Origin of the sequence: Ochrobactrum sp. CGA5 (assembly GCF_006345815.1) — a bacterium.
Taxonomy (GTDB): domain Bacteria; phylum Pseudomonadota; class Alphaproteobacteria; order Rhizobiales; family Rhizobiaceae; genus Brucella.
Window position 1 is genome coordinate 265,551 of the sequence record NZ_VCIG01000001.1, and the last position, 16,082, is coordinate 281,632.

Sequence of the window (16,082 nt, forward strand, 5' to 3'; positions counted from 1 at the left end):
TGTAGGACTCGCGGCCAACAAATTCGGGCCGCGAGGAGGACCTCATGCAGATCATCCGCACAATCGAGGAATTGCGTCAGGCTTTGGCGCCCACAAGGCGGGCCGGAAAAAGCATCGGCTTCGTGCCGACCATGGGCTACCTTCATCAAGGCCATCTTGAATTGGTTCATCGTTCAAGAGTGGAAAACGATGTGACGGTAGTGTCTATTTTCGTCAACCCGCTGCAATTCGGCGCAAATGAAGATCTCGACAAATACCCGCGTGATCTGGAACGCGATGCGGCTTTGCTGCGCGGAGCGAATGTCGATTATCTCTTCGCGCCAGCCGTCAGCGACATGTATCCTCGTCCGATGCAGACGGTGGTGGACGTGCCAACCCTCGGCAACCAGATGGAAGGCGAAGCCCGTCCTGGTCACTTCGCCGGTGTCGCGACCGTGGTGAGCAAACTTTTTAATATCGTTGGACCCGATACAGCTTATTTCGGCGAGAAGGATTTTCAGCAGCTCGTCATCATTCGCCGCATGGCGGAGGATATGGCCATTCCGGTGCGTGTGGTCGGCGTGGAGACGGTACGTGAAGACGACGGTCTCGCTTGTTCGTCTCGCAATGTCTATCTGTCGCCAGAACAGCGCGCTGCCGCTGTTATCGTGCCAAAGGCACTCGATGAGGCCGAGCGGCTTTATCGCTCCGGCGTGGACGATCCCGATGTACTGGAAGCGGCAATTCGCGCCTTCATCGCCAAAGAACCGCTGGCGACGCCAGAAGTCGTGGCGTTGCGCGATCCCGAAACTCTGGAGAGGCTGCCAGCAGTGCAGGGCCGACCAGTCCTCATAGCGCTATTTGTACGGCTGGGCACGACACGGCTTCTCGATAATCGCGTGATAGCGCATGTTGCACAGGAGAGAGCGGCCTGAGATGAGCGCCCCCGTCAAACAGAAGCGACTGGCGCCCAAGGCGATTTCAGCCCTGAAGGATGAACGCCCAATCGTCAGCCTGACCGCCTATACGACGCCCATCGCACGCTTGCTTGATCCGCATTGCGATCTTCTGCTGGTTGGAGACTCGCTCGGCATGGTGCTCTACGGTATGGATTCCACGCTTGCCGTCACGCTCGACATGACGATCGCGCACGGGCAGGCAGTCATGCGCGGAGCTGAGACAGCCTGTGTCATCGTCGATATGCCGTTCGGGTCTTATCAGGAATCGAAGGAACAGGCGTTTCGCAATGCTGCCCGCGTGATGCAGGAAACCGGTTGCGATGGCATCAAGCTTGAAGGCGGCGAGGAAATGGCCGAAACGGTCGAGTTTCTGGTACGTCGTGGCATTCCGGTGTTCGGTCATGTCGGTCTGATGCCGCAACAGGTCAATACGGTCGGTGGTTTCCGCTCACTTGGTCGCAGCGACGAGGAAGCCGACCGCATTCGCCGTGATGCGAAGGCTATAGCCGATGCCGGCGCATTTGCGCTTGTCATCGAGGGTACCGTGGAGCCGCTGGCACGCGAGATTACCGCGTCGCTTGCCATTCCGACCGTCGGTATCGGTGCGTCGGCAGCCTGTGACGGGCAGATTCTCGTTTCGGACGATATGCTGGGACTGTTTCAGGATTTCACGCCGCGCTTTGTCAAGCGTTTTGCGGAATTAGCACCACAGGTATCTGATGCTGTGAAAGCCTATGCCGACGAGGTGCGGGCGCGCACATTTCCGGGACCGGAGCATGTTTTCGGCGCGAAACCGAGAATCTAGTTTCTAAAACTTGTGCCGTATGACGGTAGTGCCTTGTAATTATTCGTCAATCGCGTTCAATGTCGGAACTGTTTTCCGGAGTTGCCGTGACCGACGATATTGCCCATACCGAACTGATTGCCGTGCTGGCCGCCGTGACCAGCGAACAGCCGCGCGTCATGACCGTGCGGCAGGGGCAGGCTTTACCGTCCGGCCCGTTCGAAAGCGAGCATCGTTCGCTGCAATCGGGTTTGCGCGCCTGGGTGCAGTCGGAAACCGCCCATCCGGTCGGTTATCTGGAGCAGCTTTACACTTTTGCCGACCGTGACCGTCATGCGCAGGGCGAACGCATCATCTCGATCAGCTATCTCGGCCTTGTGCGCGAAAGCGATGCGGCGGCAGGGCAGGCGGGCTGGCGCGGCTGGTATGATTATCTGCCGTGGGAAGATCACCGGCAGGGCGAACCTGCGATCATGGAGCATCTCAACAATGCGCTCCTTGTGTGGGCCTATCGGGCTGAAACGCCCGAGCTAACCGCGCAACGCATGCGGCGCATCGCCTTCACCTTCGGCTTTGAAAGTGGGGTTTGGGTTGGACGCTGGAATGAAGACCTCGTCCTTCAGCGCTACGAGCTTCTTTACGAAGCTGGTCTGGTGGCGGAAGCCGGGATGAAGGAAGAGGAGAACGGCCGCTCCATGTTTGCCGATCATCGGCGCATCCTTGCCACGGCGATTGCACGGCTGCGCGCCAAGATCAAATATCGTCCGGTTGTGTTTGAGTTGATGCCGGAAAGCTTCACGCTTCTACAATTGCAGCGCACCGTCGAGGCGTTGGCGGGCCTGCGTCTGCACAAGCAGAATTTCCGCCGCCTGATCGAGCAGCAGGATCTGGTCGAGGAAACCGGCGAAAGCGACAGCGAAACCGGCGGTCGCCCGGCGAAACTGTTCCGTTTCCGCTATTCGATTGTCGAGGAACGCGCCCTTTCCGAGCGCCATTTGGCCGGAGCCAAGCTGCCAATCTCTCGCGATTGACAATATGCTCGAATCGAGTATAAGTTCATCTCCATAAAATGCTCACAATGAGTATAAATGGGGGCTCGCACATGAACGATCATGTTTCCGTTTCGAAACTCTATGACCGCGTGGCCAAGGTGCTGCCCAAGGCGGAATGGCTGGGCTTCGAAGACGATGTTGCGGCGATCCTTGAACTGAAGAAAAAGCGCAATGCGGTCATCCTTGCGCATAATTACCAGACGCCGGAAATCTTCCACTGCGTGGCGGATATTGTCGGCGACAGTCTGGCGCTGGCGCGCAAGGCGGCGGAAGTCGATGCCGATGTGATCGTGCTGGCGGGCGTGCATTTCATGGCCGAAACCGCCAAGCTGCTCAATCCCGGCAAGACGGTGCTGATTCCGGATATGGGGGCGGGCTGTTCGCTGGCCGACAGCATCACGCCGGAAGATGTGGCGCTGCTGCGCGAGGCGCATCCCGGCGTGCCGATTGTCACCTATGTCAATACATCGGCTGCCGTGAAGGCGGCGTCGGATATTTGCTGCACCTCGGGTAATGCCAAGAAGGTGGTCGAGTCACTCGGTGTGCCGCGCGTGCTGATGATCCCTGACGAGTTTCTGGCACAGAACGTGGCGCGCGAAACTGATGTCGAGATTCTTGCCTGGCATGGCCATTGCGAGGTGCATGAGCGGTTCACGCCTAACGATATTCGCGAATTGCGCGAAAGCCACCCCGGCGTCGTGGTTCTGGCGCATCCCGAATGCCCGCCGGACGTAGTGGAAGCCGCCGATTTCGCCGGTTCCACGGCGGTCATGTCCGACTATGTCGGCGAAAAGAAGCCGCAGCGCGTCGTGCTTTTGACCGAATGCTCGATGAGCGACAATGTCGCCGTCGATCACCCCGACGTCGAGTTCATCCGCCCGTGCAATCTATGTCCGCATATGAAGCGGATCACACTCGCCAATATCCGTGATGCACTGGAAAACAACCGCCATGAGGTAACCGTCGATGCAGCTTTGATGGAGCCTGCCCGGCGTGCCGTCGAACGGATGCTGACCGTATGAATACGTCTCAGATCCTCGTCATCGGCAGTGGCCTTGCCGGGCTGATGACGGCCCTGACGCTGTCGCCGCAACCGGTCCTGCTGGTGACGGCAGGAAGTCTCGGCCTGTCCGGTTCCAGTGCGCTGGCGCAAGGCGGCATTGCCGCAAGTGTTGGCGTGAATGACAGTGCGGCGCTACATCTGGCCGATACGCTTGCTGCTGGCGATGGGCTTTGCGATACGGCTGCCGCGGAGGAAATTATCGGTGCAGGCGCACAAGTCGTTGCGGCACTGGAAGCATTTGGCGTGCATTTCGACCGTAAGACCGACGGTTCTTTTTCATTGGGCCTTGAAGCTGCCCACAGCCGCCATCGCATTGTGCATGTGGATGGCGATGCGACAGGGGCGGGCATCATGCGCGCTTTGACCGCGAAAGCTCTGGCGACGCCTTCGATCACCGTCATGGAAAATACCCGCGCTTTTCGACTCATTCGGCAGGATGGCCGTATTGTCGGGGCCCACCTTGAAAATGTCGGCCCGGTTGCTGCACGCACCGTGGTGCTGGCGACGGGCGGGATCGGCGGACTTTATAAAACAACAACCACGCCGCTTGGCAATCTAGGGCAGGGTGCCGCCCTGGCAGGTCGCGCAGGCGCGGTGCTTGCTGATATGGAATTCGTGCAATTCCATCCAACCGCGCTGGCCGTCTCAGCGCCGCGTCTGCCATTGGTCAGCGAGGCGGTGCGCGGCGAGGGGGCTATTCTCGTCAATGATCGCGGCGAGCAATTCATGGCTGATATTCCTGGACGCGAATTAGCTCCTCGCGATGTGGTTGCGCGCGCTATTGGCAGCGAGATCGCGCAAGGCCGAAAAGTTTTTCTCGATGCGCGGGCAGCTCTGGGGGCACGTTTTGCCACCCGTTTTCCGGGGATTGATGGCCTTTGCAAACTACATGGCATTGATCCGTCCAGCGATCTTATCCCAATCAAACCCGCCACGCATTATCACATGGGCGGAATTAGGACCGACGCTGACGGACGCAGCAGCTTGCCGGGTCTTTGGGCGGTGGGTGAAGCTGCCTGCACCGGCCTGCACGGCGCGAACCGGCTCGCCAGCAATTCACTGCTCGAAGCCGCTGCAATGAGTCTGCGCGCTGCACGTGCCATTATGGAGGAGGAACTCATCGACGTTCGGCATACCTTACGGGTTAGCCTGCCGCATCATACCGATCCTGAACCCGTGCGGCGTGTCGTTTCCAGTCACCTTGGCCTGCTGCGTGATGAAGAAGGCTTGCGTTCTGCGATCAGCACCCTTCTTCCCTTCGCGGAGACCGACGACGCCGCAGCCGTGGCGCTGGTTGCTGCGGTTGCGGCATTTGAGCGGCGCGAGTCGCGCGGCGGCCATACTCGCACCGACTATCTGCAAACGGATAAGCTGGCGAAGCGCCGCTTCTACACATTCGAGACGGCGTTCGCGCTCGCTCGCGGCATAACCGCTCCGGGATATTTGTCCCAAAGTTTTTTCCAACGAGTTTCGAGGACTGCATGATGAACCTGCCGCGCCTGTCTCCGCTTGTCGTCGAACCACTGGTGCGCGCTGCACTTCTGGAAGATCTGGGGCTTGCTGGTGATATTACCAGCAACGCGGTGGTGCCGGAGGATCACCGTTCGGCCATGCTGTTCAGTCTGCGCCAGCCGGGCGTCATCGCCGGGCTGGATGCTGCTGAAATGGCGTTTCGTCTGGTCGATCCGTATGTCACATTCTCGCGTCTGGCGCGGGATGGTCAGTTTCTGGAAAAAGGGGCAGATGTTGCCCGCGTTTCCGGCTCCTCCCGCTCGATCCTGGCGGGGGAGCGAACCGCGCTCAATTTCCTCGGTCACCTCTCCGGCATTGCTTCGGCGACTGCCAATCTGGTCAAGGCGGTCGCGGGCACCAAAGCCTCCATTGTCTGCACGCGCAAAACCATGCCCGGACTGCGTGCGTTGCAAAAATATGCGGTCAGGGCGGGTGGCGGGATGAATCACCGTTTTGCGCTTTATGACGCGGTGCTTATCAAGGACAACCATATCGCGGTTGCTGGCAGTGTGCGCGAGGCCATTGAGCGTGCCAAGGCGGGGGCCGGTCACATGGTCAAGATCGAGGTGGAAGTCGATACCCTAGAGCAGCTTGGCGAGGCCATGGAAACCGGAGTGGACGCGGTCCTGCTCGACAATATGTCGCCTGCGCAGTTGCGCAAGGCCGTTTCGATCATCGACGGCCGCGCTATTTCTGAAGCCTCAGGCGGCATTACACCGGAAACTGTTGCGGCAGTCGCTAACAGCGGTGTCGATCTGATTTCTGTCGGCTGGACCACGCACAGCGCCTCCAATCTCGACATCGGACTCGATTTTGAAGAGATAAAATAAAAAGGGAGGCGATTGCCTCCCTTTTTCGTCTGGATGGCTGCGAAATCTATTTTTCAACGAACGCCTTTTCGATGACGTAATGTCCAGCTTCGCTCTGGCTGCCTTCTTTAAAACCGCGTTCTTCCAGAATCTGCTTGGTTTCAGCCAGCATTTCCGGGCTGCCGCAGAGCATCATGCGGTCGTCGTCATGGTTGAACTCCGGCAGGCCGACATCGGTAAAGAGCTGACCCGACCGAATGAGGTCGGTCAGTCGACCTCGATTTTTGTAGGGCTCACGCGTGACGGTAGGATAGTAGATGAGCTGGTTCCTGACCATTTCGCCGAGGAATTCATCCTGCGGTAGTTCGTTGGAAATGAAATCCGTATAAGCGAGTTCTGCCACCTGACGCACGCCATGTACGAGAATGATCTTCTCAAAACGTTCATAGGCTTCCAGATCGCGGATAATCGAAAGGAATGGTGCGAGGCCGGTACCAGTCGAAAGCAACCAGAGATTTTTCCCCGGCTTCAGATTATCGTAGAGCAGCGTGCCGACCGGTTTTTTTGAAAGGATGATCTGGTCGCCAACCTTCAAATGCTGGAGCTTTGAAGTCAGTGGACCGTTTGGCACCTTGATCGAGAAGAATTCCAGACCGTCTTCATAAAGGCTCGATGCGATCGAATAGGCGCGTGTGAGCGGCTTGCCGTTCACTTCCAGCCCCATCATGATGAACTGGCCGCTTTGGAAGCGAAAACCGGGGTCGCGCGTCGTGCGGAAGGAAAACAGCGTGTCGGTCCAGTGATGGATATTGGTGACGGTTTCCTGATTGAAGTTGCTGCTCATTTTCGGAACTGTCTCTGTTTTGCTCATGCACCGCTTGGGAGGACGGCGCCCAGGGAATTGGGTTGTCTGGTTCGGTTATTAGCGGTCATTGCTGCATTTTGCCCACAGTCATGCAGCTCCGTTGAGACTGCCTCGGCCGCAGGCAAAATGCCTTGATCGCGATCAAGTTAAGCGCGTTATGCTGCCTTGAGGGTGGCTTCCGCGAATTCGTAATTGGCCAGCTTGTCGAGGAAATTCGTTACATAGTCAGGCCGACGATTACGGAAATCGAGATAATAGCTATGCTCCCATACATCAAGCCCTAATAGCGCTTTGCCTTCTCCGGTTGCCAGTGGGTTGGAGCCATTCGGCGTCTTGGTGACCTTCAACTTGCCGTCATCGGCCAGAACCAGCCATGCCCAGCCCGAGCCGAACTGGCCGACGGCCGCTGTCTTGAAAGCTTCTTTGAACTGGTCGACGCTGCCGAAATCCTCAACGATCTTCTTTTCCAGCGCGCCCGGCAGGCGCCCGCCATTTGGCGACAGGTTCTGCCAGAACAGATCGTGGTTCCAATGCTGACCGGCATTATTGAACACGGGAGCCAGATCAGCCTTGTCCTTGGCAAACAGCACGATTTCTTCAAGCGACTTTCCCTTGAGTGCATCATTTTTTTCAACGAAGCCGTTGAGTGCCGTCACATAGGCCTGATGGTGCTTGCCGTGGTGCAGCTCAAGCGTTTCCGTACCCATTCCGACGCCTTCGAGCGCGTTGGTCGCAAAGGGAAGTGATGGTAAAGTGAAGCTCATTTTAAAACTCCTGATCGCTTGAGCATAATCACCGTTCAGTATCCTGAGGATCGTTTCCGGTGTCGACTCTGGCTTGGCAAAAGCCGGTTTGAATATTGAAGATTCAGAATTATATTGCTTCGAGAAGCCTGATCGTCTATTTAACAAGATAATTCTTCTTTAAATAGAAAACAGTGCATATGTCAAGGAATGATTTTCTAAATACCAATGAGTTGGGGGCACGTTCTCCCGCGGGCAAGATCATGCTTTCGCTGAAGATGCGGGGAGCGCAGACCGCTGCGACCATTGGGGAACATTTGGGCATTACCGGCGAGGCAGTTCGGCAACAGCTCGCGCGTCTTGCGGAGGAGGGACTTGTTTCCTCGCATTCTGTGTCGCAGGGCGTTGGTCGCCCCTCTTTGTTCTGGGATGTTACAGAAGCCGGCAATAAACGTTTTCCCGATACGCATGCCGATCTGACCGTTCAGCTTCTTCATTCGGTGAGAACCATTCTTGGTGAGGATGCGCTTGACACGCTGATCGACCATCGCGAGACCGAGATGCGCCGTCAGTATCAGGCGCGCTTGAAAGATTTGTCCCTCGATCATCGTGTGAAGGAACTTGCCGAAATCCGTTCCGCCGAAGGCTATATGGCCGACGCTGAAAAGCAGGAAGACGGTTCCTGGTTGCTCATAGAAAATCACTGTCCTATCTGCGCCGCTGCGGATGCCTGTCAGGGCTTTTGCAGGTCGGAACTTCAGGTGTTCAGGGCTGTGCTGGGTCCTGATGTTTCTGTAAACCGCACCGAACATATTCTGGCCGGTGCGCGGCGCTGTGCCTACGTTATTGCGCCGACCACTTGATCATCCTTTCAGCACCGTGCCGGATGCGGTTGTCTCGCGCTGTGGACCAGAGCCAGTGCCGACGCGAACGCCAACGCAGACAGAATGGCAAAACCGGAGAAGAGCCAAAGCGCTGCATGTGCGGTGCCGATAAAGCCGCCCGGATCGGTGAGGCCAGCCATATTGGCAACCATTCCGGCAAGTGCGGCACCAAGGGCGGTCGTGAAAAGCTGCACCATGGTCACGGATGCCGAAGCCAGATTTTGATCCTCTGCGTCGGCGCGCTTGAAAATGCGGGTCAGCAGGTGCGGCCATGTCAGGCCGACGCCGAAACCGATGACCGCCAGCGCGATGCAGATCGGCAGCAGATCGTACCAGTGGCCTTCGCTGCCGGCTGGAATGAGAACGGCCAGCGTTACCATGCCTGCTACGCCCATGACGGGAGCAGCCAGAATGATCCGGTCGGTGCGCCCGACGGCAATCCCTGATGACCCGATGGAACCAAGCGTCCAGCTCCCGCCCATGATCGCTGCCAGATAGCCGGCAGCAAGCGGTGACTGGTTGTGCAGCACCTGAAAGAACAGCGGCACGAAGACCTCGGAACTGGTGACGGATGCGCTGAGTAAGGCGAGCGTCAGATAAAGGGCGCCGAGTTTCTGGATGCTGAACGAGCCCTTCGGGAGAATACGTCGGCCAGCTTTCTTTTCAACGGCCGCCAGGAGAAGCAGCAAGACAATCGCAAGCGCAACGCCACCTGCATTCAATGCCAGCTCCGACGAAATGCTTCCGGCGGAAACTGCGAGGACCGCGGCGGTCAAAAGAATGAGCTGCGGCCAGGCAAGCCGATCGTTGCTGGCGGCGGAACCGGATTCGCGCGGCAGGACAGTCATAGCCATCATGGCGAATACAGCAATCACCGGTGCAAGCGACCAGAAGGCGGCACGCCAAATGCCAAGCTCCGCAAAAATGCCGCCAATCGCCGGGCCGACAAGTGTCGCCACACCCCACATGCCTGAAACGAGACCAATGGCGCGTGGCCACAGCGCTTCATCGAAAACGATGCGGATCATGGAATAGGAAAGAGCGAGCATCATGCCGCCGCCAAGCCCCTGAATGGCACGCCCTGCCAGCATGACAGGCATGGATGGAGCCAGGCCGCAAGTCAGGGTGCCGGCAGCGAAGATAATTGCCGCAACCAGATAGGCGCTGCGCGGGCCTGCGCGGGACAGCAGGCGCGGTACGAGCGCCGAGCCGAGAATGGATGCTGTCACGAACAGTGCTGTATTCCAAGCATAATAGTCCATGCCGCCAATGTCTGCGACAACTGTTGGCAGAATGGTTGTAGCGATGAATACATTGATGGCATGAAGTGCCACGCCGCCCACGAGCGTCAGCGATACGATGGCGTTTCTACCTGCGAACAGGTCTCCCCAGCCGGCGGTCGGCTTCTGATCCTGCATTTGATTTCCTTCGATCTTTATTGCGCAGACGAACGTCGGAATGAGGTCGCTGCGAACATGAATAGATGGCTACGCTTGCCACTATAATTTGTCAAGCAAATGCTTGTTTAATTAAATTGATGCTACGGCAGAAATGTAGCAAGCTGCCTTGTCGGCCAGAAGCCTTCCATCAGGGCAAAGACTTTCAATGAAAGCGGCAGGGCGAGCGAGAGGGAGGGGTTCAAATTCCGGTAGAAAGCTCTATATGAAACACACCCACAGAAAGTGGGGACTGATCCGCGATAGCTTGTGGGGAAATTTTTCCCGATAGTGCTGTGGCGGATTTGTGTTTCTGTCACAAGCTTCCTATAAGCCTTCGAATAATTTGGGAAACTGCCTATCTGTTTCCTCAACTTGGCAAACCAGCCTTGCTGGCGAGGCCAGCTTTCCCCTTTGGACGACCCGGAACGACCATGATCCAGACGCCTTACTATCTGATCGACAAGACCAAGCTGAAACGCAACATGGAAAAGGTTGCCTATGTGCGCGAGAAATCCGGCGCCAAGGCACTGCTGGCGCTGAAGTGCTTTGCTACGTGGTCAGTATTTGATCTGATGGGCGAATATATGGACGGCACCACCTCGTCTTCGCTCAATGAAGTGCGTCTTGGCCATGAAAGATTTGGCGGCGAAACCCATGCCTATAGCGTGGCTTATGCTGATAATGAGATCGACGAAGTGATCAGTCATGCCGACAAGATCATCTTCAATTCGATCAGCCAGTTGGAGCGCTTTGCAGACAAGGCAGCGCATATCAAGCGTGGCCTGCGCCTCAATCCGGGTGTCTCATCTTCGAGCTTCGACCTCGCCGATCCAGCGCGTCCGTTCAGCCGCCTTGGCGAATGGGACGTGTCGAAGGTTGAAAAGGTCATGGACCGCGTGACTGGCTTCATGATCCATAACAATTGCGAAAACTCCGACTTTGGTCTTTTCGACAAAATGCTGACCGATATCGAAGAAAAATTCGGTTCGCTTCTGCATCGCGTTGAATGGGTCAGCCTTGGCGGCGGCATTCATTTCACCGGCGATGATTATCCGGTCGATGATTTCTGCGCGCGGTTGAAGGCCTTCTCGGACAAGTTTGGGGTACAGGTTTATCTGGAGCCCGGCGAAGCCTCAATCACCAAGACTACGACGCTGGAAGTGACGGTTCTTGATACGCTTTATAACGGCAAGAACCTTGCTATCGTCGACAGCTCGATTGAAGCGCATATGCTCGATCTGCTGATCTATCGTGAGAAGGCGAAGATGGCACCGAACGATGGCGCGCATAGCTATATGATATGCGGAAAGTCCTGCCTTGCTGGCGATATTTTCGGTGAATTCACTTTCGACAAGCCGCTGGCTATAGGTGACCGCCTCTCATTTGAAGATGCCGCCGGTTATACAATGGTCAAGAAGAACTGGTTTAATGGCGTGGAAATGCCAGCCATTGCCGTGCGTGAACTCGACGGCACGCTCAGAGTTGTCCGCGAATTTGATTACGCGGATTTTGAAGGGTCGCTTTCGTAAAGATCCTGTTGCGATTTCAAACCGCAACGAACTCACAGGTTCCGAATGAGAAGGCAATCGGGACGTTAAACAGATGGCGGGGAACCGCTGGAAGAGGAAGCATCGACAGAAAATGAAGAAGAACGTTCTCATTATCGGCGCCGGGGGCGTGGCACAGGTTGTTGCACATAAATGTGCACAAAACTCTGACATATTGGGCGATATCCATATTGCGTCCCGCACGGTTGAGAAATGCCGCAAGATTATCGATAGCGTGCATGAAAAGAAGAGCCTCAAGACCGAGGTTAAACTGGAAGCGCATGCGCTGGACGCAATGGATGTTGAAGCTACCAAGGCTTTGATCCAGAAGACGGGCGTTCAGATCATCATCAATGTCGGCTCGGCCTTCCTCAATATGTCGGTCCTTCGCGCCTGTATAGATACGGGCGTGGCTTATATGGACACCGCGATCCACGAAGATCCGAAGAAGATCTGCGAGACCCCGCCGTGGTATGGTAACTACGAATGGAAGCATCTCAAGGAATGCGAAGAGAAGGGCATCACCGCCATTCTCGGCATTGGCTTCGATCCGGGTGTGGTCAATGCCTATGCGCGTCTGGCTGCCGATGATTATCTCGATGAAGTTAAATCCATCGATATCGTTGACATCAATGCCGGTTCGCATGGCCGCTGGTTCTCGACCAATTTCGACCCGGAAATCAATTTCCGTGAGTTCACCGGCACGGTCTATTCATGGCAGAATGGCCAGTGGCAGTCGAACAAGATGTTCGAGGTCGGTCAGACATTCGATCTGCCTGTCGTCGGCCCGAGCAAGGCTTACATGACCGGCCATGATGAAGTGCATTCGTTGTCCAAGAACTACCCGAATGCTGATGTGCGCTTCTGGATGGGCTTTGGCGATCACTACATCAATGTCTTCACGGTGTTGAACAATCTAGGGCTCCTGTCCGAACAGCCGGTCAAGACGGCTGAAGGGCTGGAAGTCGTTCCGCTCAAGGTGGTCAAGGCTGTTTTGCCTGATCCATCGTCACTGGCTCCAGATTACACCGGCAAGACCTGCATTGGCGATTTCGTCAAGGGCACCAGGGACGGCAAGGAGAAGGAAGTCTTTATCTACAACGTTGCCGACCACAAGGACGCTTACAACGAAGTGGGTTCGCAGGGCATCTCCTATACTGCTGGCGTTCCGCCGGTTGCAGCCGCTATCCTGATCGCTTCAGGCGAATGGGACGTGAAGAAGATGGTCAATGTGGAAGAGCTGAACCCAAAGCCTTTCCTGCACATCCTGAACCAGATCGGCCTGCCATCCCGCATCAAGGATGAGAACGGCGACCGCGCGCTGGATTTCGCGTGAGTTTATAGCTTTGCGCTATCGAAAAACCCCGCTCCGGCGGGGTTTTTCTCGATCCTCATCCTGAGGAGGCCCGCAGGGCCGTCTCGAAGGATCGAGGGGAGCATAGAAATGGCGGTATGTTAAACCGGAACCACTCTAGGGTTAGAAGCGTCATTTGCAGGTCGCCGGCGCCTGAATATCATTCGTTCCGGGGCCAGGTGTCCGAGAGACGGTAGCCATGCGGAAACGGATCGCTCGGATCGAGCATGAGCTGCGAGGTTCCCGTCACCCATGCTCGACCCGAAATGATCGGGCTGATTGCAGGTTTGCCACCGAGTTCCAGAGCTTTGTCCAATCGGCAGTGAAACTCTGTTCCCAGCACAGATTTTCCGATAAATTTTTCTCCAACCTTCATCTGGCCTTTTGCGTGCAGCACAGCCATGCGCGCCGAGCAGCCGGTGCCAGTCGGAGATCTGTCGAGTTTGGCCGGGCGAATGGCAACGGTGTTTACGCCCGTCAGTACATCACCCTCCCGCCAAACAGGCTCGGTGATCTGGCAAAAGGAAATATGGTTCCAGTCTTTTTCAGGATGGCGGAAGCCAAGCTGCTCGTTGGCGGCCTTTGTAATTTTCACACCAATCTCGGCCAGCTCGCGCGCCTGACCCGGCTCGATCTTCATTCCAATCTGCGCCGCATCCACAATGACGAAGCTGTCGCCGCCATAAGCCGTATCGACGGTGATCGTGCCGAAGCCTTCGACTTCCAATGATGCATCCAGACGATCCGCGAAAGACGGTACGTTGCGCACGCTGATGCGCTCGGCCTTGCCGTTGCGGCATTCGGCTTCCACTTCAATGATCCCGCCAGGGGCTTCCAGCACCATGCGCGTCACTGGTTCCTGCATCGGGATGATGCCGCTGTCGAGCAGTACGGTCGAGACACATATTGAATTGGAGCCGGACATGGGCGGCGTATCGGCGGGCTCCATGATGATGAAACCCATCTGCGCGCGCGGATCTTTCGGTGGCACCAGCAGATTGACATGGCGGAACACGCCGCCACGGGGCTCGTTCAGTACGAAATTGCGCAAGGTCTCGTCGCTGGCGATGAAACGCGATTGTTCCCACACGGTTTCACCTGGAGGCGGAGCCACCCCGCCGACGATGACATCGCCGACTTCGCCCTCCGCATGACAGCCGACAATATGGATGATCTTGGTGCTGCGCATGATGTCTCCTGCAATTAATGCAATCATTCCTATCGGTTAGACCGCAAGCGTCAATCCATTCTTGGACGGGCAATTGCGCTTTCGCGTCAGAATGAGGATTTCATTCCTCGCAGTGTCAGGAGTTGAAAAATCCATTTCATGATGTGTTGCTTCTTTGAGCAAGTCTGATATCCATGATGCTCTTATTTTGTGCAAATCGATGCGCAGCCCGCTTGGCTCCGGATCAGTTTCTGGAACATACAAAACGTTCCCAATAGAAACTGAGCGACCCGAAAAGTTGGGGTGTATTCGCTTTACGGGCGATAAGCACCCTTAGCCGGCATGGGACGGTCGATCTTCGTATTTCCGCGCCTCCGCTCAGATTGACATGGTCTCTGATGTTCCGAGGCGTGGCCTCAGTCAAAATGGAACATCCGGCGGAATAACGGCCCCGGATGCTGCGGGGAGCGGACTATGGACAGGACAGTTGATGTGGGTTTGCGACCCCATGAATCCGGCATGCAGCGTTGGGGCAGGGAGATAGCTGCGGCACTGACACTTGGCTGGCCGCTGATCTTCACTAACCTTTCGCAGGCGGCATTGACCGCGACAGACGTCATTTTCATTGGCCGTCTTGGTGCGGACACGCTCGCCTCGGCCCTGCTGGCGACGAGCTTCTATCATACGTTGATGATTTTCTCGATGGGGCTTGTTTCGGCTGTGATGCCAATGATCGCCATCGCGCTCGGCAAGAACCGTCATTCGGTGCGCGATGTGCGCCGCACCGTGCGTCAGGGTTTCTGGACCGCAATCATGATCGCGATCCCGGTCTGGATCGTGCTGTGGCACTGCGAGGAAATTTTCCTGTTTCTTGGCCAGCGCCCGGATATTGCTGCCCGTTCAACCGATTTCATGCACACCCTACAATGGGCGCTGCTGCCTTATCTCGGTTACATCGTCCTGCGCTCATTCTTTGCAGCCATGGAAAAGCCCATGTGGACTCTGTTGATCGCAGCACTTGCCATTGGCTTCAATGCACTTGCCGGCTGGACGTTGATTTTTGGTCACTTCGGCTTTCCGCGCATGGAGTTGCACGGCGCCGGTATTGCCACCACAGCGTCAAGCACGATGATGTTCCTCGGACTGGCATTCATCACGCTGCGTCATCGCCGTTTCCGTCGCTATCACCTGTTCGGCCGGTTCTGGCGTCCCGATTGGGCACGTCTTCTTGAGCTGTGGCGCATCGGGATTCCTATGGCGCTGACATTCGTGTTCGAAACGTCCATCTTCTATGCTGCCGTTGTCATGATGGGCCGAATCGGACCGACGGCGATGGCGGCGCATGCGGTGGCGATCCAGATTGCATCGCTCAGCTTCATGGTGCCGCTCGGCTTCGGACAGGTTGCAACGGTACGCGTAGGAAGGGCCTATGGTGCGGGCCATCCCAAGGCAATTGCCTATGCGGGTTGGAGTGCCTATATACTCGGAGTTGGCTTCATGGCTGTGATGGGGCTACTTATGGTCCTCGTCCCCCGCCTGTTTATCGGCGTATTCCTCGATCTGCACGATCCGCAGAACTTGGCGGTGATGGAACTGGCTGTGACTTTCCTTGCGCTGGCAGCGCTCTTTCAGATCGTTGACGGCGCGCAAGCCGTTGCTGCGGGCATGCTGCGCGGCTTGCGTGACACGCGCATACCAATGTTTCTAGCGTTGTTCGGCTATTGGGGAGTGGGGCTCCCGCTGGGCGCTTTGCTCGCATTCAAGTTCGAACTCGGCGGGGTAGGAATCTGGCTCGGTCTCGCAGCCGGTCTCGGCATAGTCGCGGTGTTAATGACATTGCGGTGGCGCGGGCATCTTGCCCACGTCTCGGCGCATCCGGCCTAACAAAAAAGCCATACGCCCGTCCCGGCGTATGGCTCTTGGA

At 56.7% G+C, this 16,082-nt stretch carries 14 protein-coding genes; 10 read left to right on the plus strand and 4 right to left on the minus strand.

Annotation, left to right across the window (positions count from 1 at the left end; translation table 11 throughout):
- Positions 1-44: 44 nt before the first annotated feature.
- The 6 genes from panC (at position 45) to nadC (ending at position 6,179) form a co-directional block, all read left to right on the plus strand.
- Positions 45-914, plus strand: a complete 870-nt coding sequence (gene panC, locus FJQ48_RS01210) for a pantoate--beta-alanine ligase (RefSeq protein ID WP_139973394.1) — start codon at positions 45-47, stop codon at positions 912-914.
- Position 915: 1 nt separating this feature from the next.
- Positions 916-1,743, plus strand: a complete 828-nt coding sequence (gene panB, locus FJQ48_RS01215; RefSeq protein ID WP_139973395.1) for a 3-methyl-2-oxobutanoate hydroxymethyltransferase — start codon at positions 916-918, stop codon at positions 1,741-1,743.
- Positions 1,744-1,802: 59 nt separating this feature from the next.
- A complete protein-coding gene (locus tag FJQ48_RS01220; protein ID WP_139973396.1) occupies positions 1,803-2,753 on the plus strand; it encodes a hypothetical protein in 951 nt (316 codons plus the stop codon).
- 71 nt (positions 2,754-2,824) lie between these two features.
- Entirely contained in the window at positions 2,825-3,796 is a 972-nt protein-coding gene (nadA, locus tag FJQ48_RS01225) for a quinolinate synthase NadA (protein ID WP_139973397.1), read from the plus strand.
- The gene (locus FJQ48_RS01230; RefSeq protein WP_139973398.1) at positions 3,793-5,322 is read left to right on the plus strand and encodes an L-aspartate oxidase; all 1,530 of its coding nucleotides are present in this window, start codon (positions 3,793-3,795) and stop codon (positions 5,320-5,322) included. Before nadA ends, FJQ48_RS01230 begins: the two co-directional genes overlap by 4 nt.
- Positions 5,322-6,179 (plus strand): carboxylating nicotinate-nucleotide diphosphorylase, encoded by an 858-nt coding sequence (gene nadC / locus FJQ48_RS01235; RefSeq protein WP_139973588.1) that lies wholly within the window; start codon positions 5,322-5,324, stop codon positions 6,177-6,179. The genes FJQ48_RS01230 and nadC overlap by 1 nt, the downstream gene beginning before the upstream one ends.
- A gap of 46 nt (positions 6,180-6,225) precedes the next feature.
- Here the strand turns inward: nadC and FJQ48_RS01240 are convergent, their stop codons facing one another.
- Entirely contained in the window at positions 6,226-7,002 is a 777-nt protein-coding gene (locus tag FJQ48_RS01240; protein WP_139973399.1) for a ferredoxin--NADP reductase, read from the minus strand.
- Positions 7,003-7,178: 176 nt separating this feature from the next.
- The gene (locus FJQ48_RS01245; protein WP_139973400.1) at positions 7,179-7,787 is read right to left on the minus strand and encodes a superoxide dismutase; all 609 of its coding nucleotides are present in this window, start codon (positions 7,785-7,787) and stop codon (positions 7,179-7,181) included.
- 242 nt (positions 7,788-8,029) lie between these two features.
- Here FJQ48_RS01245 and FJQ48_RS01250 point away from each other — a divergent pair, with 242 nt between their 5' ends.
- On the plus strand, positions 8,030-8,629 hold the full coding sequence (locus FJQ48_RS01250; protein ID WP_139973401.1) for a metalloregulator ArsR/SmtB family transcription factor: 600 nt from the start codon (positions 8,030-8,032) through the stop codon (positions 8,627-8,629).
- Positions 8,630-8,637: 8 nt separating this feature from the next.
- On the opposite strand, the gene FJQ48_RS01255 is transcribed toward FJQ48_RS01250, so the two are convergent.
- Complete coding sequence (locus tag FJQ48_RS01255; protein ID WP_139973402.1) at positions 8,638-10,068, minus strand: MFS transporter; 1,431 nt, start codon at positions 10,066-10,068, stop codon at positions 8,638-8,640.
- Positions 10,069-10,520: 452 nt separating this feature from the next.
- Between FJQ48_RS01255 and nspC the strand changes: the two genes are divergently transcribed.
- Positions 10,521-11,618 carry a carboxynorspermidine decarboxylase gene (gene nspC, locus FJQ48_RS01260; RefSeq protein ID WP_139973403.1) on the plus strand — a complete coding sequence of 366 codons (1,098 nt, stop codon included), beginning with the start codon at positions 10,521-10,523 and terminating at the stop codon, positions 11,616-11,618.
- 112 nt (positions 11,619-11,730) lie between these two features.
- Entirely contained in the window at positions 11,731-12,972 is a 1,242-nt protein-coding gene (locus FJQ48_RS01265) for a saccharopine dehydrogenase family protein (RefSeq protein WP_139973404.1), read from the plus strand.
- A 178-nt stretch (positions 12,973-13,150) separates the two neighbouring features.
- Here FJQ48_RS01265 and FJQ48_RS01270 read toward each other — a convergent pair whose 3' ends face one another.
- A complete protein-coding gene (locus FJQ48_RS01270; RefSeq protein WP_139973405.1) occupies positions 13,151-14,179 on the minus strand; it encodes a 4-hydroxyproline epimerase in 1,029 nt (342 codons plus the stop codon).
- Between the two features lie 453 nt (positions 14,180-14,632).
- Here FJQ48_RS01270 and FJQ48_RS01280 point away from each other — a divergent pair, with 453 nt between their 5' ends.
- Positions 14,633-16,042, plus strand: a complete 1,410-nt coding sequence (locus FJQ48_RS01280; RefSeq protein WP_139973407.1) for an MATE family efflux transporter — start codon at positions 14,633-14,635, stop codon at positions 16,040-16,042.
- Positions 16,043-16,082: the final 40 nt, after the last annotated feature.